This is a genomic window from Flavobacterium humidisoli (assembly GCF_023272795.1).
Taxonomy (GTDB): Bacteria; Bacteroidota; Bacteroidia; order Flavobacteriales; family Flavobacteriaceae; genus Flavobacterium; species Flavobacterium humidisoli.
Map to the genome: position 1 here is coordinate 4832524 of NZ_CP096829.1, position 26965 is coordinate 4859488.

Sequence of the window (26965 nt, forward strand, 5' to 3'; positions counted from 1 at the left end):
AGTAGTTACCTTTTATTTATGAAAAAAATAGTTGAATACCGCAAGTTACTAAACGTAGAAAAAACTGCAGAGTTAAAAGATTTAAAGACAATTTATCGTAATGCGATGAAAGAATCTCATCCTGATAAATTTGTGGGAAATGAAGCTGGTTTAAAAGAAGCTGAAGAAAAAAGTAAAACGATTATCGAAGCTTACCACTTTTTAGTAAGTATTCACCCTGATACTATCAAACTTAATTTACCTGAGTACACAGAAACAATTTCAACTTGTTCTATCACAGACTATAAATTTGTTGAAGGTCGTTTGATTATTGACTTTTCTAACGGAAGCGTTTACGAGTACATTAGTGTACCAAAAGCAACTTACGTGAAAATGGTAAATGCAGATTCTCCAGCAAGATTTGCTAAAAGACATATCTTAAACTCTTTTACTTGGAGAAAGAAAACAAATCAAGAATAGTTTTATACTACTATATTTTACAAAAAAGCACTCTAAAAAAAGAGTGCTTTTTTTATGCCCTAACTTCAAATATTTACATACGGGTAGCTCAAATAACCATCTCAGTAATAGTATTTGATCAAATTGAACCAATAAACATGCTGATTTTATGCATTTTAAACTAAAAAAAACTATAACAAAATTTTAGGTTGCAAAATTCTGTAAGTTTTATAATTTTAGATACTTTTGTTGCACAAATCAATTAACTAATTAATTTTTTATAATGAAAAAAATACTTTTTGTACTTACGGCTTCTGCAGCTATCATTTCTTGCAGCAAAGTTAAAGATGGAGAATACCTTATTACAGGTACTGCTACAGGGATTGAAAACGGAAAAACAATCATTTTACAAGGTGCAGATCCTGCTACAAGAATGCCTGTTTCTCTTGATACAGTAAAAGTTGAAAACGGAAAATTTGAAATAAAAGGAAAAGTTACTGAACCAGCTTTCCACACATTAATATTACAAGGTGCTAACGGACCAATCCCATTTATCCTAGAAACTGGAGAAATTAAAATTGCTATTGACAAAGACAGTATCCATAAATCTAAAGTATCTGGAACTTACAACAATGATGAGTACGTGACTTTTATGGAAGACATGAACAAAACTCAAAAAAGTTTAATGGATTTCCAGAAAAAGAACAATACTAAAATGCAGCAAGCTCAGCAAGCACAAGATACAGCGACTATCAATGGCTTGATGAAACAATACATGGAACTTCAAAAAGAAGTTCAAGAAGGCAGCAAAAAGAAATATTTAGCTTACGCTGAAAACCACCCAAAATCTTTTATTACAGCTTTAATTATTCAAAGCTTATTGAATGATCCAACAGCTGACACTAAAAAATTAGAGAGCTTATACAGCACTTTGGATGAGTCTTTAAAAAATACTGCTCCAGGGAAAGAAATCAAAACAAGATTAGGTCAAGCAAAAATGCCATCTGTTGGTGCTACAGCTCCAGCGGTAGGCAGCGCTAAATGAAGAGCTGATTTTTCGGCTCCAAATCCAGAAGGAAAAGTAATATCGCTTAAAGAAAGTTTAGGTAAAGTAACGATTGTAGATTTCTGGGCTTCATGGTGCGGACCATGCAGACAAGAAAATCCTCATGTTGTGGCTTTATACAAAGAACTTCATTCTAAAGGATTAAACATCGTTGGAGTATCTTTAGATAAAGATGCTACAAAATGGAAAGAAGCTATTGCAAAAGATGGATTAACTTGGACTCAGGTTTCTAACTTAAAATTTTGGGAAGAGCCAATTGCAAAACAATACAATGTTGAAGCAATTCCTGCTACTTTTATTCTTGATGCATCAGGAAAAGTGGTAGCCCAAGATTTAAGAGGCGCTGAATTAAAAGCAAAGATCTTAGAATTGTTAGCAAAATAATTCTATCTCTTATAAAAATAAAAAAAATCTCCCTTGTGGAGATTTTTTTTTGCTCAGTCAGAAATTCAAAAATGGATTTTCATCAAAAAGAATTAAAAATTGAACTTAAAAAAAATCATTAAGCCAAACGGAAAACCATATTAAATGGATATTTTTTAGTCAATAATCTTTTAACTTGTCAATGAAAGCAATATCTCACGTCTTAATCAAAGATTAGATCAGAGTAAAAACTATAGATAATTATAAAAATAATCTTACTTTTAAAAATAATTTAAAAAAATGCATTTTTAAAGTTTTTTATTTTATTCAATTCCAACGAATTAAAAAACAACTTTAAAATAACTTAAAATTAAGTCATTTTTTTGTTTGGAAATGTACAAAGAGTTCCTATCTTTGCCACCGCTAAGAACAATAAAGCACAACAAGCTGAGATCGGGGAGATACTCAAGCGGCCAACGAGGGCAGACTGTAAATCTGCTGTGTGAACTTCGCAGGTTCGAATCCTGCTCTCCCCACGGAAAGGCTGAAAAGCCGGAAAACTGCAAGTTTTCAATCTTTTCAAAAAGCCTTAAAAAATGTCTTAAAGCCAGTAAATCCGATGATTTACTGGCTTTTTTGCTTTATTGGTTGTTTTCAATATTTATAAATGCTCACAAAATTAAAGGTGCAGAATCGGTGCACTTTCCAGCGTGGAAGTGATACCTTTTTCGCGACTAAAAGCTTAGGCAGTATCTATCGGATGTAGTAAAAAATGAAGATATATAGCCTGAAAATTTCTGACTGGCGGCTAACTTTATTTCCGCTAAATTAAACGGCATGAAAAATACTAGGAGAACCTTTACTTTAGGCTTTAAGATTCTGGCCGCTTCGATGAGCATCCACTGTGGAAGAGTCCGCGACGTGGCAAGAGAACTCAACATCAGTACAAGTACCCTTCTGCACTGGAAGAAGCTTTACCAAGAAGGCAGATTTACCATAAAGAAAACTTCAGCTGAAATATCCCATAAAAATGAGCTGCAGAAGCTTCGGAAGCAGATAAAAGAATTAGAAATTGAAAGGGACATCCTAAAAAAGGCTCAAAATATCTTCTCCAAGAGCGGCGGGTGAAATATGAATTTATTAGAGAAAATACTGAAGTATTTCCTGTCGAGAAGATGTGCCGGATTTTTCAGATTCACAAGAGCAGTTTCTTCCGATGGAGGAAAAGAACACCCACTGCAAAGTCAGTACGGAAAGCCTATATAATAAAAGAAATTATAAGAATTTACCACTGGAGCCAATGCCGATACGGAAGCCCTAGAATTGCTAAAGAATTAGATTCCATCGGGATAAAAGTTTCCAGAAAATTTGTCGGGCAGATTATGAAGGAAAACCATCTGAGAAGCATTGCCAAATATAAAAAAACTACAAGCCCACCCCGTAATAACAGATCAGCAGAAAACAGATTAGAACAGATTTTTAAGGCAGCCAGAAGAAACGAAATCTGGGTTTCTGATATAACCTACATCGAAACAGATGAAGGCTGGATCTATCTCACTGTGGTAATAGACCTTTTTGACCGTAAAGTGATCGGCTGGTCAATCAGCGAAACAATGAGAGCAAAAGATACCAGCATCACCTCTTTAACGAAAGCTCTTTTAAATCGTCCAATAGAGAACAATCAGGAACTACTCTTTCACTCAGACCAAGGAAAGCAATATGCCTGCCGTGAGTTTATTGCTTTATTAGCCACAAATAAAATAACCCAAAGTATGAGCCGAAAAGGAAACTGCTATGATAACGCAATAGCAGAAAGCTTCTTCAAGACATTGAAGGTAGAACTGGTATACCAAAATAAATATAAGACTAAAGAGAAAGCAGAAAAATCAATAACCGATTATATCGAGAACTTTTACAACACCTGCAGAAGACATTCTGCACTCGGAAACTTAACGATCGAAGAGTTTAAGAATCAGCAGGCAATTAAATAATAGCTTTTTTTATGGTGCTAGAGTTAAACTGGGTGCACAATAGATGCATTTAGATTTAACAAAAACTTATAATACTGTATTAAAAACAATTTGAAGGCTCAAGTTCGAAACATTACTAAACATCAAAAACTGTTATAACAATTAGCCATCAGAAATTTGCGGCAAAATCGTGGCACACGGTGTTTTTGAAAACTAGAAAGTCAACAAAATAAGGTACTGACGAGTTTAGGTTCGAATCGTTATGTAAACTTCACTAATTATCATTTTATTTAAGATACTGAATTTCTTTCCACATTTGAGTAACAGATTCATTAAAATCTCAATAACTTCTTTTTATTTCTCATTTAAATTGTTTTCGCAATATGCTTCCAATTCAGGTGACGCTAGAATTTGGTTTATTTCTGAGTTGATATATAAGAGGATTTAAAATAGCAAGTGTGTAAAAATGCCCCTTAACTATGTCTCCAATTTTCGTTAGCATATTCAAAACAATGAATAATAAACAAATTTAAGTAATATAACAGTATTAAAAATGATCCTGATCAATTTGAAAAGTGATAAAAAACATTTTTATATGCAGTGGAAATTCTTACTTTTAAACATAGTTAAAGAAACCCATTTAGGTATTAGCAAAACAAAAAACGCCAAGGTATCTTTCCGATTTTCAATCCATTAATTGGATAAACAAAGACATAATATCAAAATTTCCAGTTATAATTATTAAACATAACCCAATTTAGAAAGCACATGAAAAACTTGATTTTATTGCTTGCTTTTTCCATTTTTATGGTTTCTTGCAGAGAAGAAGTAAAAAAAACTGATAATACTGGCAAACCCTCATCTATCAGTACAGTATATTACAACGGAGATATTCTAACCATGGAAGGCGAAAACGCTACTTACATCGAAGCAGTAGTGGTAAAAGACGGAAAAATTACTTTCACAGGAAGTAAAGACGAGGCGATGAAACAAGCCGGCGAAGGCCATACCATGGTCGATTTAGAAGGGAAAACGATGATGCCGGGTCTGATAGACCCGCACTTGCATCCCAATCTTGGTGCTATGATTTTGAACACCAAATTTGCTGCACCTTTTGACTGGGTTTTTCCTTGGGGAAATGTAAAAGCCGTGAGAGGACATGAAGCATTCATAGCCAAAGTAAAAGAATATGAAGCTGAGTTAAAAGAGCCTAAAGAACCTCTTGTCGTTTGGGGTTTTATGGAGCCTTTTCACGGAGACATTTCACGTAAAGAATTGGATGGAATTTCTACAACACGACCGATTATGATTTGGCAATATTCTGCACATGTAATGTGGTTGAACACCGCAGGTTTGAAGTATTTGAATATTACCGAGAAAGATACCAAAGGAAACAACCAAATTGATTATGCTGCCGGAAAATTTGTAGAAGCTGGATTTTTCAATGTCGTTGTTCCTAAATGGGCACCGACCATTAGAAATGATGAAGTTATGAAGATCAATATGTTAAAACTTCGTGACCTTGTACATATGGGCGGACTAACTACCATTGGCGATATGGGTACAGGTTCATCGGGAGAACTTTGGGGCGATTTTAAATACATGAAGAATAATCTGGAAAACGATAAGACACCTTTCCGTATGCAATTTACCCCCGATGTAAATACATTGAACCTGGTAAATGGCGGTGATTTTGAAAAAACGTTTGCCGATGTAAAGGAGTTTGGCAAAAAGACTTCGCCACATATTATAATAGATCATGCCGTAAAACTTTATGCTGATGGTGCATTTTTTGGTCAGAATTTTCAAGTTTTACCTCCAGGATATTTGGACGGGCATAGCGGTGAATGGATTATGACCCCTGAAAATTTAAACAAAGCCATGAAATTTTGGTGGAAGAAAGGTTATCCTATCCATATTCATTGCAATGGCAGCATGGGATTAGAAACCATCTTGGATGAACTAGAAAAATTACAAAAAGAATTGCCACAATTAAAACAAAGACTCACCATAGAGCATTTTGGAGAATCTAAACCTGAGCAGTCTGCTCGTATTGCAAAATTAGGAGCGGTGGTGTCTGCTAATCCCTACTATCTCTATTCTATGGGTGATAAATATGCAGCCAATACTGTTCTTGGTAAAGAAAGAGGTTCAGAAATGGTTCGTTTGGGCTCATTGGTTAAAAATAAAGTGAAGTTTGCCCTGCATTCCGATTTCACGATGGCTCCTATTCAGCCATTGCTGCTAGCTTGGATAGCAACTAATCGTGTAACGGCCGATGGTACTTTGATGGCACCGCAAGAAAGAGTATCGGCTTATGATGCATTGAAAGGTATCACGATTGATGCGGCTAATTTAATGCAATTGGATAAAATTACGGGATCCATAAAAGTGGGTAAAAAAGCGGATTTCGTCATACTTGCTGAAAACCCTTTAAAGATAGACCCTTTAAAAATGAAAGACATTAAAGTGTTAGAAACTGTCTTTGAAGGCAAATCATTTCCCTTAAAAGAGTAGTTAACAGATTATTTAAATAATAATTTTTAATCAGGTTCTGTCGCATCTGTCAGAATCAAATATAAGAATTTAAGTAATTTAAAATTTAGGCCGCCAATTTACAGAATGATTTAAACATAGTTATCCTTGGTCTAACCATTTGATTCTTTCTCAGCATATACACAACTTCAATTCCGCTCAATGTTCGTCTGGCCGATTCAAAACTTTTAAAACCTAATCCGTTTTGTATACGCCACTTTATAAAACGATGATCCTGTTCTACAATATTGTTGAGATATTTACACTGTCGGATTTTAATCTTTGAGAATGAGCGTTTGTTATAGACTTTGATAGCGGCAGTATTAGAACCGCTTTTATCAATGTTTACTACTCTTGGTCTGTAGTTATTACTAATTGCTTTAATTAGAAATGACTGCGCACTCATTCTCTGTCTTTTTCTGGTCAAAAGAAAGTCAACCGTATTGCCTAATTTATCTACTGCTCGATATAAATAACACCAAATACCTTTTACTTTGATGTAGGTCTCATCCAATCTCCAACTCGCCCACACTCTGCCTTTTCTCTTCTTCATCTCTGCCTCAAGCAAAGGTGCAAACTTATAAACCCAACGCTGAATCGTGGCAGATCCACAATGACTCCTCTAATCTTCATTAGTTCTTCAACATCACGGTAACTAAGTGTAAATCTTAGCTTGAAATATACTGCCTGAAGAATTATGTATTTTGGATAACAATGACCTTTAGTATTCATATTTTGATTGGTTTAAAATTCTAAAGATAAAAATTATTCCCAGATGCGACAGAACCTTATTGTTGCTCTAATAAGCTTAAAAATTGATCTATCTCATATTCTCTATAAGAGATTTTTTGCGATGCATCATTGTGCTTTTGCCCTAACTTGAGTTTACCAAAAAATTCAATTTCTATTCTCCCCACAAAAAAGTCCTAATTTTCATTAGGACTTTTTTTTAAACTCTTTTCTATTTTTTAAAATTTATATTTTACAATCATTACTATCTCTTCCAGAAACTCTTTATCATCTTCTGATACAGAAAGTGTAAATGGAGTATCTAAATCAATATTAGAGCTAATGCCTTTGCATAGTTTTAATTCGTCAGCTCTGCTAAGATTTAGTGGTGCATCGTTTATTTTGATGGTAAAAGATACCGGATTACCAGTAACTTTTGCGACAAAAATAACATTCTCGATTTCTACTGAGTCAAAAGGCTGTGCCATATAAGGCAGTCTGAATTTATCAATTGTTAAATCTACCGTACCATTTTTTTTCAATAAATGCCACTCATTAGTTTTATCATGTTTTAAGTTAAGAGCAATGTGCAGGCCATTTCTGTTAAGTCCTTGCTTGATTAGTTCAAGCTGGTCTTTTAGAGTAGTATTAGCAGCTGTTTTTAAACTCGATCCACCTTCTCTCGCAGTATATTTTACATGCAAAATCACATCTGAAATCGTATTATAATCAAACTGTCTGACTTCAGTTGGGAGCTCTAATCTCCAACCACTGATTGCTCCGGTTCCTTCAAATGGCAAATAGCGGTCATCTCTAAAATTTAATTCAAAAACACCACTGTCGCTTTGGGCATTGCTTATCGCTATAGATTGTATCGAACCCACATTGTAAACAAAACGATTATCACCAGCCATAATATCTTCGGCATAATTTGCTGCATCTTCAGTATTTTTTCTGTATCTATTATTTACTAATGATAATTTGGCACTTACTGATGTGTAAGGTCCTGCAATACAAGGAAGACTTATACTTACGGATTTTAATCTTCTAAAATATTGTCCCGAATGATCCATATCGTATAAAACTTCCGGAATTTCGAAATCGCAAATACCAGTCGCTTTTAATCGTATCAATGCCAGCGGATCTAACATTGCTAAGGAAACATTTTTAGTTATTTCGTATTCTCGTTTGTTTTTATCCAAATAACTGGTTTCCATTCTTTTTATATCATGAATAAGGCGATCAGCACTTTGAAGTCCTTTTTTCTTGCTGTCCCAATAACCATAAGAAATAAAAGAATCGTCGTTTCCTAATTCAAATTTATAACTGCGTTCTGCTTTTTTAGCAAAATCATGAGACAATTTATAAGCGCTGAAATAAACAGAACTAATTTGTCCTATCATCCAATCATACAATTCTTTGTTAGTAAATTTAGAGCGCATGAATTCGTCTGTTTTCTTTGCATTTTCAATTTGAATATCATGATTTCTAAGATCAGTTTCTGAGATTTCTTTGCGCAATTCAGCAGCAGATATTTGTTTTTCAATCGAACTAATTTCTTTTTCAGCCAACCTTTCCTGAAGTTTCCAGTCATCATTTCTTCGTTCATAACTTCCCATAGTTGAAATTCCCGCCGCAACTTTATCTACAACCTGAGAACCTAAAAGGATTGCCTTAGCAAATGTGCTTATTGATGATGATATTTGTTCACCACCAGTAAGTTTACTTGTTGCTAAAGGCGAGCCTCCAATTCCAGCGGCACCTACTGTAACATCAGGTACTAATGCTGTAGCACCAGCGGTAAGTTCCATAATCGATCCAACCGTAAACCCTATAATTGAAACACCGTTTAAAATTAATGTGGTTGTTTCAAGTGCATTCATATACTCAATTTCCTGATAGTACTTATGCCTTTCTTCTGTAACTTTTTTAGTTCTTTTTAGAACTTCTATTTGTTCTGCAGCCTCTCTTATTTGTAGTGTTTTAATATCTCTTACTGAGTTTAAAACTTTCATTTCCAGCTGATTTCGCAAAAGTGACATTGCCTCTCCATCTTTTTTCTCCAAAGCACTTAATAAAGAATTCCCTAATCCTCTGACTTCCTGAGCCAATTCTGTTGATTTTTGTGATAAAACATTGAATCTATAAAACGGAGTCGGTGCGTTTAAACCAGCAATAACCGATGAAATATCCATTCCAGAAGCAGCCGCTCTGACCAACATTGCCGGATCTATTGGTGGGGCAAATAATGCCAGACTGCGCTCTACTCCATCAATATTCTGACAATGACGAATTTTGAATAATCTATCTGCAATTTTTGCCCAGTATTCGAGCATTTTGTCATTTTCTGGTATACAGAAATAAAGCATGGACAATGTTACTGGCGATGGTGGCAACTCAGCGCCTCCTTCTGGTAAGAGTTCAAATTCCGGAATTAGATTTTCAAGATCGATTAAAGCATTTCCAAAACTATCCAATTTTCCTTTGATCTGATTATATGTCTGATATGATGGTTTTACTACTGGCGGTACAGTCAGCGGTTTTGGCCCTAAAACTTTATCGCCTATTATATACATTTGTGTCGCCTGTGCAACAGATTCCATTGTATCTTGTCTAAACAAATAATCTCCCCATTCTATTAAATTATCCAGATACTTCATTAATAAAGTTTTCTGATAAGCAACAGGTCTTTTTCTGGCAATTACGTCCGGCATGAATGGTTTTTCCCGCCATTCCATAATAGCTTTCTCAGCAGTGCCCGAACTGGCATTTTTAAAAAGCAGATTATCTATTCGCTGTTCATTATAATGCTCATCCTGATTTAAATAAAAAGGTTTTGTTACCCAATATTTTTGCGGAGTACTTCCTGATAATGCACCTGTGGGATTAAACATATAATGAAACCATGTCATCGATTCCTCAAAACGTTGATTTTGAGTCAATTTCACAGCAATCATTAAGGGTACATGAAAAAAAAGTTCCCAATTATAACAGCTATAACTTCCCTCAGGGCTAAAATCTACATCTTCTATTGGGTAAGACCATTTTTGCGAACCATCAGGAAATGGTGTCAAAGACGTAGGTATCATCAAAGGATTTGGTACATAGTACGATTTAAAGTCAAATCCTGTTTTTTTCATTTGAGTTTCTCTTTTCATCAATTCTGGTATGCCTTTATTGTAAAAAGCAGCTCGGAGCGGACAAACTAGAGGATGGTACATATTTTTGAATTGCTCGCCATAAACCAATCCGTTTTTTGCTTTAATCTGCTGCAAAACAGTATCAATTTCAGAATTGTTAATTATTCCTATCATAAAAGCATAAGCAGTATCAAATTGCTCATAAGCTCCTAATCTTTCGGTTATACTTGTAAATTCCTGATCTAAAATCATTTCATGAACAAATGCAACATAATCTACAGGAGGAGGCGTAGGTATTGCATCATGCTTTAATTTCAATTTATTGAAAAAATTCTGAATGTCATCAATCAGCATTAACACATCTGTTGCGGTTCTTTTATCAGAATCTGTAAAGAAATCATCATCTGTATAATTTCTTATATCTCCCTGTTTATAATAACCAGGAATAATTACATAAGCATGATGGCTGTTTTCTTTAAAATAAGGAAGAAGTGTGCCCATTGGTATTTTAAACCTGTATCTTTTTGTATGACCAGAATAGGACGACATATTATTCATTTGTGCACTGTTGTTTACAAGATTGGACAACAGCTGAAAAATAAGAGATACAAAATCAATTTTTGTAAACTGATGCGGATATGATATTCTAAAATTTCCTGGCGTTTGTCGTAAAAGCATTGAATAAGGAGAACCCGGCTTAAACACTGTAACACCGTTTACAACAGAAAGATCATCGTTTGGAGCATCTTGGTTTTGTTCAGCATATTTATTTTTAAGAAACTGAGTATCATTAAAATCAGGCAGAAAATCTGGAAAACCAACTTGTATACTATCTTTAAATATTAATTCAGGATAACCTTTACAGCCTGCGATACTGAATATTCCGTTTAATGTCTGTGGTCCTTCTGAATTTTGAGGTGCTTGTTTAAAAAGGCAAATTACATCGCTGATTGGAAAATTATTGATCTTTGGCAACGCAAAATACGTAAGATAATATACATCTCTTCGCAAATCATCTTCATCATCGGTATAGCTATTTGGAGTTAAAATACTATCTGTAGAAACTTTTTTAGGTTGCCATTTTGTATTGGCCAATTCGCTAACGGCAAGCTGAATTTTTAATTTTCGCTTGCTTTTATCCATTGTTACTTTCTCGCCAGGATTTTCAGTTGGCATTGTTGCCTGAGGGCTTGGATCAAGTTCGTCTGAAAAAATCGGCCAGGCAAGACACAATCTATTATTGCGCACAAAAGCTGTTAAATGATCGCCTGTTATATCCAGTTCGACTTTCTCCCAAGGTGTCCAACTTAACTCTTTTTCGAGTTTTCTATAATAATAAATATACGGATCACCACCTTTGCTTCTGGCAAAAACATGCATTGTTTTTATATCTGTCTGATAATAAGAAGCTACAACTTCAAGAAAAGCAATTGCATCTAGTTTTTCTAAATAATTTGCCAATGCCTGCTCTGCAGAAAAATCAGTCAATTCGCTTTGTTGCAATTCATTTTCAAATTCTTTAAATAAATACGTTTTATCATCGCGCAATTCTGGTTCAATCCAATTTTCTGGGTATAGAAAAATTTTACGGTTAGCTTCCCAAACACGATAATTTTTCATCCATTTCCATTGATTCCAGTTGACATCGGTTTCTAAATCTGCAGCCGCTTTGGGTTCTAATCCCATTAGACATCGCTGTACAAAAACCTGAATTGCATTATGAGCCTGAACAATTCTTGAAGAAGGCATGCAGGATTCCATCTCGACATCGACCAAAAAGTAATCAAATAAATCATTTTCATCTTTCATTTCTTCATTTACGGCAAGTAAATAAGCAACCAGAGCATTACGTTTTTGCGGACGAATAGAATTCATTATTTCTTTTAATGTTTCAAGCCAGGTATCTTCATCATATCTTGATTTTAATGCCGTACGCAAATTAGCAACATCAATGGCGTTTAAAACCGGTTTAAGATATGCTGTGATCTGCGAAACTTTGACACTCAATTTTAGCAAACACTGGATACAGTCTAGAACTCGATACCAAGTTTTGGCAACATTATAATGCTTAACATTTGCAGTTCCCGGAAATAAAAAAGAATCTAAAATTTGTAATTCTTGTTTGTCGAAATTAAGTAACAATGCCAGCTTTTCTAGAAACTGACTTTTCTGTGCTGCGGTTACAGTCGAGAGTTTTCCAAAATCTTTCAATAATCCTAACATAGAAATAGGCACTTCTGGATCTGATGGATTTATGACCGGATCAAACTGACTCAGTAAGTCTATAATTGAAATAAAATTACTGTATTCACTATAACTCACCCTAGTTTGTGCCGCTGCAAAAGGAATATTATCAAAGGCAAACCAATCTAAGTCTTTGCTGTTTTGAAAAAACCATTCGATTTGAACATTATTTAGCTTGAAAACACTTATTAACGGTAAAATTTTATTTAATAAGTTTAATGCAGCATGCTGTTTTGCAGGTGTTGTAATTGTTATTGCCGGAAGAGCCGGTGGTAAACCAATTTTTATATTCAAATCATCAGCCAGCAAAATTGCTTCCAGAAACTCGTTTCCTGGAGCTGATTTTTTTAGCTGTGCATATTTTAAAATAACTTTTATCAGCTCTGAATCGGCCTTAAATGCTGTGCTCAAATTCAATTCAAGTGCATTTCGCTTGCCATCAGCAACATTAAAAGCAGAAACGACATCTAAGATTTCTTTAACCAAATTTTTACGAATAGCTTCAAATGCGTCTTGAATATTTTTTACAGCCAGAGAAGTTGCGGTTTCATTCGCCTGTGCAATTAATAACTGTGCTTGCGCCGATGCTAAATCACCAGGGTTTGTCGCTTCGGCAACTGCTTGCTGTGCGAGTTCTATCGCTGCAATTGCACTTGACTGATTCGTATTTGCAAGGATCAAATTACTATTTGCAGTATTTAAAGAAGAGAAAAATGCCGTAATCGAATTAACATTAAAATAAGAAGCTAATTTTGTTGTAAGATATAAATCTGCTCCTGCAAAATCAGTACTTGAAACCTCAGCACCAGCTTCATTAATCCATTTAAAACTCCAACTACTGTCAATAAAACCGGTAATGATTTTAGTATCATCTTCGCTTATAACGGGCAATTTTTCCAATGTTGTTTTTACCGCTTCTTTTTGTTCATCTGCATTTAAAGAAGCATCAAAAGGGGATTTGTTAGAATCAATAACGACTTGATATTCTTTTTGAAGTTTTTCTAAAATCTGTTTTCGTTTATCATCAATATTCGGGACTTCAGGCGCCTGATGCCATAACATGTATTTTACTTCGGCTGCTTTCAATGGCGATTTTTTAAAATCAAAAACAGAAGTAATAAAATCTAATGTTGCTTGTGGTGATGCATTAAAATCAATATCAAAAAGTTCCCTTAAGATTATAAAATCAGATATTTTTAATTTTAGTTTTTTAGCAAGCTGTGTCGCCGCATACAAATAACTCAAATTTGAAAAACTGACTTCCTGATTAGAAAGCAATATTAATAATTGATCTAATTCTTCTTCTTTAATCTGAAGACAAACTGCAATTGAGGTTTTTACATTCGAAATTGGTTGTCCTGTATCAACATTTTCAGGTTTTAATCCATTATCGATAAATCCGTTTTTTGCCTTGTTTAAAAAGACTTGATAATACAACGGTTTTGGCAGATTATCCGTAATTATTTCATGCGGTATTTCTCCATAAAATCCAACTAGCTGATCGATTTTAAGTCCTGTTTTTGATGCAATTTCAAACAAGACAGACAGCACAATAAGGCATTCCTCGCCATTTGTAATTCCGTTGCTATTGTCATCATTTGCATCCAGTTTTCCGCGTCCGAGTTTGGACTGGCTGATAATTTCATCCAGTAATTCAAGCTTTAAACCTGTTTTTTTCTGTAAACGCAAAAACCTGTGAATACGATCCAGCGCAGCTAAATCTAAGTTTGCTATTTCTTTTTTGGCTGTATCACACGATATAGTAAGTTCAGTTTCTCCCGGAAGCAAATCATCATAATTGTGTTTTATAAATAAATTTGCATTCTTGTCAATAAAATTCAATTTTAAAAGCAAATCTAATTGGTCGAAACTTAGATTCGTTTTAACTAGAAAATGATCAACTTCTTTTAGATAATTTACCACATTTCCCGGTGCAGGAACATTCCAGTAGAGTTGCTGTGCGGCATTATTGTTTGGTGATGGAGCTGCAGAAATTAATTTTCTTTCTGAATCATTTAGTCCTAATTTTTCTGTTGCTATAATTGCTTCGTGCGGAACTGTGACTACTTGAAACGTTTTCATTAAATCCCCGCGATTTAAGCCAAAACGATTAAAATACGCTTTTGCTTCGGTATGATTTAAATCAAACGGAAGCTGGAAAGCAAAAGCATTTTTTTGAAGTTCATGATACGCTGTAATATTTACATATTCTGGTGCAGCATCCAGTTCTTCTGCAGTACCGAAAGTCTGTTTTAATCTGTAGATTTTATATTGTTTTACTCCCGAAATTGTTTGCTCATAAACGATTTTGAAAACAATTTTTTTATCCCTTAAATAATAAACCGGTTTTGCACCTTCAAATATTCCGGTATCGATTACAAGAGCCTGATTGGTAATTTCATAATCAGCAGGAACAAAAACTGGATCTCCAGTTGTAATATCTGTCAATTCTGTCTGGGCATTTTGTATGCTTGCAAGCAAATCTGCCGAAATTATGCCTTCGACCGGATTGGAACCATCCGACAAATTGCCCGAATACTCGAAATGAACACCTGGAGCGATTGCTTCTTCGAGGATTTCGCACACTAAATCAATATATTTTACTGGTGTATTTGCATTCTCGCACCCTAAATCTATTTCGCCTAAATCAGGTCGGCGTTTAAAAAGTTCATCCTTGGCCAGATTAGAAGTTGTATTCGATATCGTGTCTCTTACTGTTCTTTTGCTTAAAAACTCGAGTATTTCAACGAGATATGCTGCCGGACTGTAAACGGAGCGGCAATGTTCGCAGGCGCAATTGTCTGAGAGTTTAAAAAGTGATTTTAAATTCGGAAAATCCTTGCTTACTGCTTCTAGTTTTTTTGCCAGAGATGCTGTTTCCAGCGAAGAGATGTCCATTGCACGCATTGTATCCTGAAGCTCGCCCGCAATAAGCATTGCTGTTGTATTTATATTCTCGGCTTTTCTAAAAATAAGATTTGCTTCTTTTTCAGATAATCCAACTTTTGGAGCAATTTCTTTTGTAAAACGGGTTTTGCCTACAGAAGCAATACCTTGAGCCGAATTTAATTCTTCGCCCCTAAGCGCATTGGTTTTAGTATAATTAGGAACTAATTTAAAAATACGCTGTACCGATTTTAGTTCTTCTTTTACAGCTTCGCTTTCCTTGCGAGGTATTTTCTTTTGCTTTATATAATGTTCAATATTGTCTTCTTTCAAATCAAAATCTTCATTTTTATTTAGAAAGGCAAGTATGCTTTTTTGATTTGCGAATAATTGCTTTTTTTCTCTGGCCAATTGCGCAGTAAATGCAGTTGTTGGAAATTGGTTTTCTAATCTTCGCACAATATTCGAAGCAAACAAATTAATATTGTTCTTATCTTCTTTAGTTATTTTTTTGCCTTTTGCAGCGGTGAGTTCTGTAACCCATTCAGATTTATTTAGTCGGGCTAGTTTTTTTATGTCTTCAGGTTTTGTGATTTTTTTTGATTTAATGATGAGTGGCATCATTTCATTGCCAAAACCAACAATTTTCTGAAGCTCTTTTATCGTTTTATCTTCTTGGCTTTTGTCTTCTTTATCAGAAAAAGAAAAATCTTCTAACTTAGAAAAAAAACTGCTTAAATCATTTTTGTTTTCTTCAAAAAGCTGGCTGACTTGTTTTATTTTTCCTGATTGAATAAAATTTGAAACTTTTTCGAATGCCTTTTTTGGATGTTCATTTTCAAAATAATAGCCAGCTTCTTTTTTATATTGTTGCAGTATTTCGAGATTTTGTTTTGTCTTTTTTACGGTTTCTTTGTTTACAATCAATCCTTCTGCAGCTTCGCGAACATCACTTTGAATTACTTTAGGATCTGCCAATGCCGCCAAATACAGGACCGACTGAATGTCTGTGTCAATATCGATAAAGAGTGGTTTTGTTATTACTTCTGACTGTAAATTTTTCAACAAAGTATTTTTAGAAAGAAGCGCGTAAAAAAATGGAGCATCGATTCTTATCTTCTTCTCAAGTCGATTGGCAATTATTAAATAATTAATTTTAGAAGCATCTGTTTCTAATTCTTTATACAAAAAAGTAACATCTGGCTGTTCTTTTGTTTCCTGAAACTCCGCTACAGGTATTTTGCCTGCCAAAAATGTAACTTCTTTCAATAAATAATCATACTCAATTATCTCATTTTTAATTGGATTTTTGATAATAATATTGATTTCTTCCTTTGGTGATGCATTAAAACGAACTTGATTTATGTTTGAAGAAAAAAGCAGCGTTTCTTTTTCCCTCGTAAATACTTTTACCAAAATATCAGCTTCTTTTTTTCCTCTGCCCGATAATTGACTATGAAGCCATGTTGTTTTATAAGTACCGTCTTTTAGAGTTACTGTTTCTGCAAGTAGTTCTTCACTGCGCATGTCTTTGTCGTAAATTACTACTTTTAGGTTTGCTAAAGTTTTCCCGCTGTTATCGGATACTTTACCAAAAACCATATTTGGGTTTTGAGATTGAGCTGCCATAATGGTTAATTTTGATTGTTTAATTAAAGAGGGATTTCTATTTCTTTGGTTTTCATTTTTCTTTATTAATTTCAAGAATAATTTCGCGAATTTTGCCGATTGCATATGCCCAGTTATGGCACTTAAAACTTCGTATATTTTCGATTTTTGAACCGCAGTTAAAACAACTCAAGTCTGCTATTGCGCTTGGCGCTTCAGTGTTTATAAATTTCTGCTCGCCCAAGACTACTTTGACAATCATTGCATTACTGTGTACATTTTTAGTCGCCGAGTTTACAATATCAAGCCAGTTAATTTCTCTTTTGCATTTTGGGCAGTTTTTGTGATCGCCACTAAGCCATAACGGAGCACCAATAGCATTTTCCGGAATTCCTAAAACACGTTCTATTTTACTTACATCTTCATCGGTCGTAACCCATTTGAATTTTCCAGGCAATGATGACGGAGCATCATATACCATTTTAAAAACCTCATCACTTACGGGAAAAGTCTGCCGTTTTGCTCCTTCATTTTTATTATCTGATTTCATTTTTATGTTTTTTTAAAGTTTTACCAATACGAGCCTATAAATCCACCGATACCACCAGCAACACCGCCTATAACCGCTCCGGCAGCTGTACCCAAGCCCGGAACAACAGATCCGATTGCGGCGCCTACTAAAGCTCCTGTTGCCGCTCCGGCTAATGTTCCTGACGCTACTCCAACTTCTCTGCTTCCTGTTGCCGCTGTTACATGTTGTTCGACAACATTACCAACAAGTCCTCCTGCAACGCCTGCAACAACCGCAGTACCCACAGCTGCCGCTGGTGCAGCTGCAACTGCAGAAGCCACGCCTCTTGCCGCTGCTACTGCTGGTTGAACGGCTGCTCTTGCAACAACTCTTGCGCCACCTAATGATCTTACGGTAGCAGCTGTATCCATTACTTCTGCAGCTCCCGGAACAAACGTTCTTATTCCGACACTTACTGCCGCTCTTCCAAATGTTGCTGCTCTTGCTGCTGTACTGGCAGCCCCAGCTCCAATTGCCGCACGATTTCTAGAGATAAATGAACCGGTTGACGAAACGGCACTTCTTAAACCGCTTCCTATTCTTGCTCCTAAACCCGGACTTACAGAAGGTGCCGAAACACTTGGTGCTGATACTGCTGGCACGGAAGGTGCACTTGGTAAAGAAGATGCACTTGGCAAAGAAGGAGTACTAGGTAGAGAAGAGGGAGCAACAACGCTAGGTGCAGAAGGTGCGGAAGGAAAAACTGGAGCAGTTGGTGTTGATGCTGTCACACCATTTATTGTAGCTAAAGGAATTCCTGTTGTGCCATATTTTGGGTTTATTACTCCTCCTCCGTATTTTATATCTCCAATTAATTCAATATTCGCAGGAGTAAAAGTGCTACCAATAGTAATCGTTGATCCTGGTCTTGCCGCAACCAAATCCATATTAAATGATCCTCTAGGCCCTCCCGGCGTACCTCCAATTCTTGTTACAATTCCTCCAACAGTCCTAACTTCGCTATATATTCTATCTGATCCTAAAAATCCTGCCTGCTGAACTCTCCTCAAAACATCAGTACTAGTTGCATGCGCCGCGGTTCCAAATGGACTTGCTGAACTGCTAAGAAAAGATAATGGTCTTCCTGCTCCAGTTTCAAAACCAGCTTGATTTCTTATAAAAGTCATTAAATCTAAATTTGAATTTACAGGTGGGCCTGACTGCATACCGCCCTTATCCGTTTTTGTAACTGGATTTCCTTTACAATAAGCATATACATTCACTCCATCTCCTACTCCAATGGGATCTGAATTGAGCCATCTGCCTAACCAAGGCAGATAGTATCTGGCGCTATGATATTCAAGACCAGTTTCTTCATCACGTTCCATTCCTGTAAAGCGATATCTTTTTGCAGCAGCTTTTATTTCCGCACTATTCGCCTGATAAGAAGTTGTTCCAAAGGGATGATATTCTTCGTAACTGATTACTTGCGCATCCTGATCTAATTCTAAAAAAGATGAACCTAAATGATTGTGAAGCTGAAAACGTATAAGCCTCTCTCCTTTTTTATCTTCTGCAGGAGGTGACGAAACTGTGTTTTCTTTTACCGTATCAATCATTGCAAACCTATTTCCTTTGTCAATAAGGCTTAATGTCTCTCTTTCAAATTGTATTACATTATTTTGATATTTCCTAAAAGTCTCGTAACCTGAAATATAAATTCTTTCATTTTTTATGGTTGGAATACTTCCTTGAATTGCAGCATTTTCTGTAATTTTTCGAATGCGCTGTCCTTGTCCGTCATATTGATAATAAGTGGTTTCTGCAGTACCGTTTAATGGGTTTACTTTTTGTCTGATGGTTTTTACCAATTCTTCTTTAAAATTCCAGTCCATCTGCTCCAAGTGAGGCATTTTTGTCATGAAACCATTTTCAATATGATGATCATAGACATAAGTTTCTGAACCAATTTTTGTGCTTTGCAAACGATTATTGGCTGTTTCATAGGTATAAAGCCTAGTCCAGTTATTGCCGGCTGTCGATTGATGACGCATTTCCTTAATATTACCCACATCATCATATTGATAATTTTGAGTATAATTTCGAACACTCATTGTGTCCCCATTATTATGCGTCTGCATAAAAGGCTGGTCATTCCAATTGTCTTTATTGTTAAACGAAAGAGCTGCATTATTCTCTCGTCCTTTAGCTTCAACCAAACGGTAAAGCGCGTCATAGGTATATTCTGAATCTCCAGTTACTTTCTGATTATCAAAAAATAAAACGGGTATATTTTTATCTTCTATATGAATAACATTGCCAATTGCATCAAATGTATAGTACCAGTCTTGCAATGGATCGTTGTTTTTTCTAGTAGTCTGAATATGATTAATTTGAAATGTTTTTTTATCATAAAAGAATTTAGAAATGACATCATTGCCATAAATAATTTTGCTGCGCTGGCCTTTTTCGTTATAATCTATATTTTTTATATAAACTTGATTTAATGCCGGAGAATTATGAAGTATTTCTTCACCATTTAGTAAACCTGATTCATTATAAGAGGGAGTAATAATGCTTCCGTCCGGAGCGGTCTGTTTTTTGATTCTGCCCAGTGCATCCATTTCTGTTATGAAAGTGAATCCTGATCCCAATTCTAAATCATTAATTAAATTAGCATCTGTCCAGTTTGCTGTTTCCTTATATTTTTTGAATAATTTGCGCGTAGTATAAATGGGCTGCCCTTTAAAATCATATTCGAGAGAAAATATTGCGCCGCCAGTATCATAATGTGTTATTACCTTTCCTAAAATATTAACGGTTTGTAAATTTGTTTCGTTGATGCGGCCAGATAGTAACAGACTTTCTCCATATAGGTATTTTTCAAATATATTATCAAGTGGCAAAATACCATCTCCTCCTAAAACTTTGCTAAAAATAGGCCGATGCGAAGAATCATAAAAATATTGAAACTCATGGTCACGCTGGTCCCAAGTTCGCAATGGATTCCCTAAAATATTGCTCATCAACCATCTTTTTCCTGAGTCTGTACTATCGTGATATACTAAATTGCCTAGCATATCGTATTTGTATTGCATTATGACATTTCCGAGATTACTGTTTTCCAGAATTTCTCTGGCATCTGTAACCGTTCGCAAATTGCCTTCTGTATCTAAATATATTTTGGTTTTATGAAATTCTTCATCATTAGTTATTGGATTTATGTTATGCTCAACTGATAAAACTGGTCTTCCCAAAGTATCAAAATGCAATACATTTGGCGTGTTGGCATGTTTTGCAGCTTTATCGGCAGCTACTTTTTCCTTTGCAGGGTCTTTTCCTTCTTCTATCAAAATAGCATCAATAAGCCTTGCTGTACGATTTAGATACCACGGTGATTTTAGTACTGTATCATTAGCATCATAAACGGTTTGTTTCCAGGAATCAAATTCAACTTTTGTAAATGTTTCATCTGGCATGACTGTTTTTGTTAGTCTGCCTGCAGCATCATAAAACAATATAGGCGTAACTCCGGTTTCGACTAGTTCTTTATAATCTTCATAATGCCACGTTACAGAAAAATAAGGTTCATATTGCTTTACAGCATTGCCTTTATTGTTTTTTATTGTTCGCCCGTTGCCTATCCATCGAAGCTGTTTTGGTACAAGTGCCGAAGTATTAATTTCGTTAATAACAATGGTATCATCTGGATTTACAATAACTTGTTTTGCATTACCGGGTTCTGCCTGAGTTTTTTTCATTACAACTTCGCCAATTCCGTTAGAATATTCAAAACCTATCTGAACGGGTGAATTTGGATTATTTTTAAAATGCTCTTCCCGGGCGAAAGAAGCTATTACTGCTGGTTTTCCGGATGTAACATAACTGTCAAAATCAAAAATAAATCTTGAAGAGGCATGCTTCAGCAAATTTTTTGCATTGGACGTTAGTTCAACTGAATTTAGTGACTGAAAAAAACTTTGAATTAATGCTGTTTCTTCATCATCAGTACTTTCAGAAATCCCAGTTAAATCATCAGCTTCAGCTCCTTTTCCCATGACCGCAATTGCTTTTACCAAACCTAATTCATCGCTAATTGCCTCAGAAAAATTCCCGTTTATATCTTTCATTTTTCTTGGCGAAAGCGTACGGAAATTAAAATTTTCAACCTTCGTTTTATTGCCAAGATTATCTTCTGTTTCTTCTACAAAAAGGAAATAAGTACTATAATAACTAACTTTTGTTTTTGCACCAAAAGGATCTGTATAAGAAATTGGCGTGTAAAATCTATTTTGGGCATCAGCCTGATTTTCGGACACGGATTTAAATTGCGTTGTTCCGGAACGAATCCACCAATTTGCATCGCCTTCGCTATTAGTAAATTTTCCCTCTAATAATAAAGCATCCGTTACTCTGGATTCAAAAATATCTGTTACTAATTCCGGCGTATATGCCAATTGATAACTTTCAAAAGGAATGCCTAGCGAATGCAATTCTCCTAATGCCAATGCATCATTTAAATTATTATTGTAATATACAGACCGTGTATGTTCTATTAAACGTTTTTGGGTTCCAGCAACCGGAGGATTATTGTATTGATGATATGGGATTTCTACAGAAGAAAGGAGAATATTATACCCAGTTTCAGGATTATCAAAATCGGTTATTTTAAATAAGGTTGTGGGATTTTCAAAATTATTTCCTTTTATATCATAAGTTTTTGCCTCTGATGGTAAACGCAAACGGTAATTGTCAGCTACATTTATATCATTTGTAAAATCATTTTTGGTGTAAATAATTATCGTTTTATCCTGTTCTTTTTGAGTTACTAAAGGAAGATTTGTATCTGGTAATAAACGCGGATAAACTACTGATGCAGAGTCTAATACGTTTGAGTATTCGTCTAATTTAATATTGAGACTGTGTGAAATTCTTGGGTCTTCGATATTGCGCTCATAATTATAAGTAATTGCTTCGCTTTCTTTGACAATAAATACGGCATGTTTGTTTTGGCCTTTTGGCTGAAGCAATTCGATGACACAATTATGTGCGCTTACAGAAAACGGGGTTAATTCTTTTTTAAGGCCTTCGTCAATATCTTCAAATTTTAGAGCATCTTTTGCAAAAATCTCTGAGCGAAGACTCATTCCTTTACAAGCTCTCAAAGCTTCGCGGTACACTTCTGCCGAAAGGTTATTCAGGAGAGGGTCAATTCCCGGAGCCAGAATTATTTTGGCATCAGGAAGTTTTGTTTCATTATGAAGAACTGCAATATTGAGCTCTCTCTCCATTTCATTATACCAATATTCTTTTTCAAACTGATCTAAAATTTTATCATTCCTTAAAAAAGCTCCGGTATGATTCCAGCTTTTAGAAACGACCGGTTCCTGATGTAATTTGGCATCTGTGATATTAGAAGCACCGCTTTTGATCCAATGTTCGAAGGTTTCAGAATCTTTTTGCTCTATCATTCCAAAACCTCTAAATTCTCTTTCCTCATGATCAAAATAACCGTGATGATACTTGTATTCACTAACAAACTTGCAACCCGATATTTTGTCTTCGGTTATTGTTTTTGACACACAATAAACAGGAAAATGAAGCTTTGTGATCCAAGGTTTGCCTTCCAATTTATCTTCTAAATAAAATTTTGTCGATGGTGTATATTCTACAGAAACCTCTTTCCCCATATTATTGGCATGTTTTATCATAATATGAGGTTTTTTACTATTCATAAGATCAATATAGCGAAGCGGCGTGGCGGCATCTTTGTGCAGCAAACCTGACCAGACAATACACGCTAATCCGTTGCCTAATAAGTCTGTTACTGTAATTTTTGCCTGAGAATGAATTTCTAGAAAAGGATCAATTTCAAACGGAATTGTACTGAAGCGATTACCGTTTAAGTTTTTCCAACAGCTAAATTTATTTTTCCCCAAATAAATAATATCAGAAGTTCCAGAACCGTCGATATCGGCAAGATGAATGTAAGATGAATGTAAGATGGGTTAAAATGATCCGGAGTATCAAAAACAGGAGCATTGTCTAATGCTACTTTGGCTCCAAATTCTCCATAACCTAAATTGGGCCAATAGCAGATTTCACCATTTCTGATTCTTAAAATATCGGTCATGCCATCACCAGACATGTCTGCTAAATAAATTGTCTGTTTTTCATCTGCAAAAAGAATGTTGGGTCCTGTTTCTTCATCAAAAGATTTGGGTGTTTTTCTTGCTTCTGCATATCCCTCTCGCCCTTTTGATTTGTACCAGGTAAAAACCTGTTCTTCAGAAATAACGACTTCTGGTTTCCCGTCACCGTTTAAATCAAGCATTCTCGTGTTTGCATCACCAAAATCAATATTCGGCAAAGCTTTAAAAGAGCGCATTCCAATCCATTCATTGTCATCATCTAATTCAAAATATCCTTTTATATTCGTTTTAAAACTTACGAGCTGTTTGCCTCCATCAGCATCTAAATCAGATAATTGAAATTGATTTCCTAAACCTGTAAAGGAAGGTTTGGGCGAAACTAATTTTGCTTCTTCAAACGTTCCATTTCCTAAATTTTGTTTATAATACCAGCCGTTTGCCTGTTCAGTCAAAACCCCAGATAAACCTTCATTGTATAAATCGGTAAACTGATAAAGCTTTTCGTCTAATCCAGCTGGAGAATGAACCAAATCTTCAGTAGACATTTCCTTTATTTCAGAATTCCATTCATGTTTTTGATAATGAAATTCTAGTGGAGGCATATTTTTTTTAGAATAAGAACCATCTGTTTTTTTAATACAACCAAATGCAGTAACTTTTTTCAGAAACGTAAAATCCTGTTCAGTCCCAGTATCATAGTCAAATTTTAAATATTTAATAAGTGTTTTTTTATCCGATTTATCAGGCTTTATTGCCAATTCGTTAAAGACATGAAATAACAAAACTCTTTTGCACAAACGTGTTGTCCGAATCTCAAAACCGGTTTTATAGTCTGAAAAAGCATCAAGTCTGAAATCCCACGAATTTATTTTGTCTAAAGGTTCGTTTACGATGTCGGTTGTTCCATAATCAAAAACAGTTTGAAACATAAAATTGGTTTCTGGTGGAAAAGCATCACCGAACTGTTTATAAGGAGTTTTATTTCCGTATAATACTTTTTCAAGATAAAGATTTGTATAGGTAATGAGTCCTGATTTCAGACGATTGCGATTGTGTATTGTTAGGTGGTCTATGCCAGTTTCGTCTTCTTTTTTATAAATGTATTCTGAGCAGTTTCCTTTGTCATCAAAAACAAACTCTGGAAACCAGGCATAAATTTTTGTGGGATCATTTGGATTGAAAATTATCGAATTATCTGTCCAACCAAAAAGCGTTGAGCTATTATCTTTTGTTATTATACGCCATTTAATTCTTCCGTTACTTTTTTCGGTCCAGCGTTCAATTCTTGCAAACAATCCTTCAATTCTGGGTCTGAAATTTTTAATTGTAAAGAGCTCGTCATCACTGTCTGTTTCATTAAATACATATTCTCCGTCACTGTTTGTTATAAAATTTCCATCAGTATCTTTTTTGAATTCGGGCACAAGATCTTCGGCATCAGAAAAAAGGAAAGTATCAGAATCTATACTGTCTAAGTATTGCGGAAGTTCTTTGTCTGTTTTTCTTTTTATAGACCCAATGTTCAAATTCCATCCTAAACCAAAAGTACCATTTCCGGAACCGGAACTGTATGAAACTTCTAGTTTTGGAGAAGCGCCTCTCGCAGGAGAAAAAGGGAGCGAAACTGCAAATGAAGAGGTTCCGTTTACAGCATTTACAGAAAATTTTTCATCAATGCCTTTTATAGCGCCGCCTCCTTTAGGAAGAGAAACAGATGGAATTTCTATTGCATTTGATTTGGTTTTTCCTCCATCAGTTTTAAGGAATTGATTCTCAGAATTGTTTTTAGTTTGTTCTTTCATTTCTTCTTTTTTTTAACGCATTGGTGTAAAAAGCAAATGAGGACAGGATTGAATAGGCTTATAGCTTGGATTATTATGCTTACCTTAGATAAATCGGATATTAAGTATCAAATCTTAGATTACAATTAAATTAAAAATAACATTTTGACTTTTTTAATTCGTAATCAGACTCAAATATACATATTTAGTCAACAAAAAAATCAAGTATAAATACTTGTTTTACAATTAATTACACTTACAAAAAACTAAAACCTGCAAATCGTAAGATTCGCAGGCTTTTTCTTTTATAGTGCTTTCAAATTTTTTAAAACTGGATAAAATCTTTTTGGCAGAATCGTAGGACATGTTTTTTTTAAAGTAAAAACTTAGCAAAACAAAGGTTGGCAAAATTTAGATTTGAATTTATTAAAGAAACGTTTAAACAAAACATATTCGGACGTTTAAACAAAGTAACTACGTTTTGTATCATTTAATTTTGCTCCATTAAGTAACTTAAATTTAAAAAAATGGAACAGAATAATTATCAGGGAAAACTGCAGAAAGCGACCAGCTCGGGATTTGATGCTAAATCTACATCAAAACAAGTTATAAACGGCATTGATCTTACAGGGAAAACTGCGATTGTTACCGGCGGAAATACTGGCATTGGTCTAGAAACGGTTAAAACACTTTCAGAAGCTGGTGCAATAGTGATTGTACCCGCCAGAGACACAGAAAAAGCGAAAAGAAATCTTGATGGGATTGCAAATGTAATGATAGAAAAAATGGATTTGATGGATCCAGATTCTGTTGATGCTTTTGCAGAAAAGTTTTTGCATTCAGACAAAGCGCTACATTTACTCATCAACAATGCAGGGATTATGTGGGTGCCGTTACGAAGAGATAAGCGCGGTTATGAATCGCAGTTGGCAACCAATTATCTGGCTCTTTTTCAGCTCACGGCAAGATTATGGCCGGCATTAAAAAAAGCAAATGGCGCAAGAGTAGTTAATGTATCTTCGGACGGACATCAATTTTCTGATTTTAATTTTGAAGATCCGAATTTCCTAAATCGCGACTATGAAACTTTGCAGGGATACGGACAGTCAAAAACAGCCGTTAATCTTTTTTCTTTGGAATTAGACATGCGCGCAAAAGAATATAGTGTGAGAAGTTATTCCTTATGTCCTGGTGCTGTTGGGGAAACAGAATTAGCAAGAGAAGCGCCGATTGATTTGTTTCAAAAACTAGGTTACAGTGATGCTGAAGGAAACATACTTCCAGAAGTTGCTGCCTCATTAAAAACCATTCCGCAAGGCGCGGCAACAACTGTTTGGGCATCAACTAGCAAATTGCTTGACAATATTGGCGGTGTTTATTGTGAAAATGCAGATATTGCGACATTGAGTTCAAATGAAGCAATTATTGGCGGTATTAAAGCTTATTCATTAGATGAAAAAAATGCAAAGCGTTTATGGAAATTAAGCGAGGAGATGACCGGAATAAAATTCGATCTTTAATATTTGATCTTTATACCACACA

At 35.1% G+C, this 26965-nt stretch carries 11 protein-coding genes, 1 tRNA gene and 1 pseudogene; 8 read left to right on the forward strand and 5 right to left on the reverse strand.

Translation table 11 applies throughout. The annotated features are described in order from the left end of the window. The first annotated feature begins 18 nt into the window (after window positions 1-18). From M0M44_RS20430 to M0M44_RS20460, 7 genes and pseudogenes are all read left to right on the forward strand, one after another. Entirely contained in the window at window positions 19-459 is a 441-nt protein-coding gene (locus M0M44_RS20430; protein ID WP_095931645.1) for a KTSC domain-containing protein, read from the forward strand. A 262-nt stretch (window positions 460-721) separates the two neighbouring features. Beyond that, window positions 722-1483, forward strand: coding sequence for a DUF4369 domain-containing protein (locus tag M0M44_RS20435; RefSeq protein WP_248727376.1), 762 nt, complete (start codon window positions 722-724; stop codon window positions 1481-1483). A gap of 18 nt (window positions 1484-1501) precedes the next feature. Beyond that, window positions 1502-1888, forward strand: a pseudogene (locus tag M0M44_RS20440) (TlpA family protein disulfide reductase); the annotation flags it as partial. A 434-nt stretch (window positions 1889-2322) separates the two neighbouring features. Then, window positions 2323-2403 (forward strand) — tRNA-Tyr (locus M0M44_RS20445). Between the two features lie 301 nt (window positions 2404-2704). Beyond that, entirely contained in the window at window positions 2705-2995 is a 291-nt protein-coding gene (locus tag M0M44_RS20450) for a transposase (RefSeq protein WP_248727377.1), read from the forward strand. Continuing rightward, window positions 2992-3858 (forward strand): IS3 family transposase, encoded by an 867-nt coding sequence (locus tag M0M44_RS20455; protein WP_248727378.1) that lies wholly within the window; start codon window positions 2992-2994, stop codon window positions 3856-3858. Before M0M44_RS20450 ends, M0M44_RS20455 begins: the two co-directional genes overlap by 4 nt. 747 nt (window positions 3859-4605) lie before the next feature. After that, a complete protein-coding gene (locus M0M44_RS20460; RefSeq protein ID WP_248727379.1) occupies window positions 4606-6354 on the forward strand; it encodes an amidohydrolase in 1749 nt (582 codons plus the stop codon). Window positions 6355-6439: 85 nt separating this feature from the next. On the opposite strand, the gene M0M44_RS20465 is transcribed toward M0M44_RS20460, so the two are convergent. The 5 genes from M0M44_RS20465 to M0M44_RS20485 all read right to left on the reverse strand — a co-directional run bounded on the left by M0M44_RS20465 (window position 6440) and on the right by M0M44_RS20485 (window position 25444). After that, a protein-coding gene (locus tag M0M44_RS20465) for an IS6 family transposase (protein ID WP_420842746.1) occupies window positions 6440-7104 on the reverse strand; the annotation gives its coding sequence in 2 pieces (ribosomal slippage) (window positions 6440-6978 and window positions 6978-7104; 666 coding nt in all). A 236-nt stretch (window positions 7105-7340) separates the two neighbouring features. After that, window positions 7341-17000: a Tc toxin subunit A-related protein gene (locus M0M44_RS20470; RefSeq protein ID WP_248727380.1), complete on the reverse strand. Its 9660-nt coding sequence runs from the start codon at window positions 16998-17000 to the stop codon at window positions 7341-7343. 52 nt (window positions 17001-17052) lie between these two features. Then, window positions 17053-17529, reverse strand: a complete 477-nt coding sequence (locus M0M44_RS20475) for a hypothetical protein (protein WP_248727381.1) — start codon at window positions 17527-17529, stop codon at window positions 17053-17055. Between the two features lie 20 nt (window positions 17530-17549). Beyond that, entirely contained in the window at window positions 17550-23429 is a 5880-nt protein-coding gene (locus tag M0M44_RS20480) for a toxin TcdB middle/C-terminal domain-containing protein (protein ID WP_248727382.1), read from the reverse strand. Then, a complete protein-coding gene (locus M0M44_RS20485) occupies window positions 23393-25444 on the reverse strand; it encodes a SpvB/TcaC N-terminal domain-containing protein (RefSeq protein ID WP_248727383.1) in 2052 nt (683 codons plus the stop codon). The genes M0M44_RS20480 and M0M44_RS20485 overlap by 37 nt, the downstream gene beginning before the upstream one ends. A gap of 506 nt (window positions 25445-25950) precedes the next feature. Here M0M44_RS20485 and M0M44_RS20490 point away from each other — a divergent pair. Beyond that, window positions 25951-26943: an SDR family NAD(P)-dependent oxidoreductase gene (locus M0M44_RS20490; protein ID WP_248727384.1), complete on the forward strand. Its 993-nt coding sequence runs from the start codon at window positions 25951-25953 to the stop codon at window positions 26941-26943. Window positions 26944-26965 lie beyond the last annotated feature (22 nt).

Excerpts from the sequence above, each read along its gene's own strand:
- M0M44_RS20430 (WP_095931645.1), top strand. The coding sequence starts at position 19 with ATGAAAAAAATAGTTGAATACCGCAAGTTACTAAACGTAGAAAAAACT.
- M0M44_RS20435 (WP_248727376.1), top strand. The coding sequence starts at position 722 with ATGAAAAAAATACTTTTTGTACTTACGGCTTCTGCAGCTATCATTTCT.
- M0M44_RS20450 (WP_248727377.1), top strand. The coding sequence starts at position 2,705 with ATGAAAAATACTAGGAGAACCTTTACTTTAGGCTTTAAGATTCTGGCC.
- M0M44_RS20460 (WP_248727379.1), top strand. The coding sequence starts at position 4,606 with ATGAAAAACTTGATTTTATTGCTTGCTTTTTCCATTTTTATGGTTTCT.
- M0M44_RS20470 (WP_248727380.1), bottom strand. The coding sequence starts at position 17,000 with ATGGCAGCTCAATCTCAAAACCCAAATATGGTTTTTGGTAAAGTATCC.
- M0M44_RS20475 (WP_248727381.1), bottom strand. The coding sequence starts at position 17,529 with ATGAAATCAGATAATAAAAATGAAGGAGCAAAACGGCAGACTTTTCCC.
- M0M44_RS20485 (WP_248727383.1), bottom strand. The coding sequence starts at position 25,444 with ATGAAAGAACAAACTAAAAACAATTCTGAGAATCAATTCCTTAAAACT.
- M0M44_RS20490 (WP_248727384.1), top strand. The coding sequence starts at position 25,951 with ATGGAACAGAATAATTATCAGGGAAAACTGCAGAAAGCGACCAGCTCG.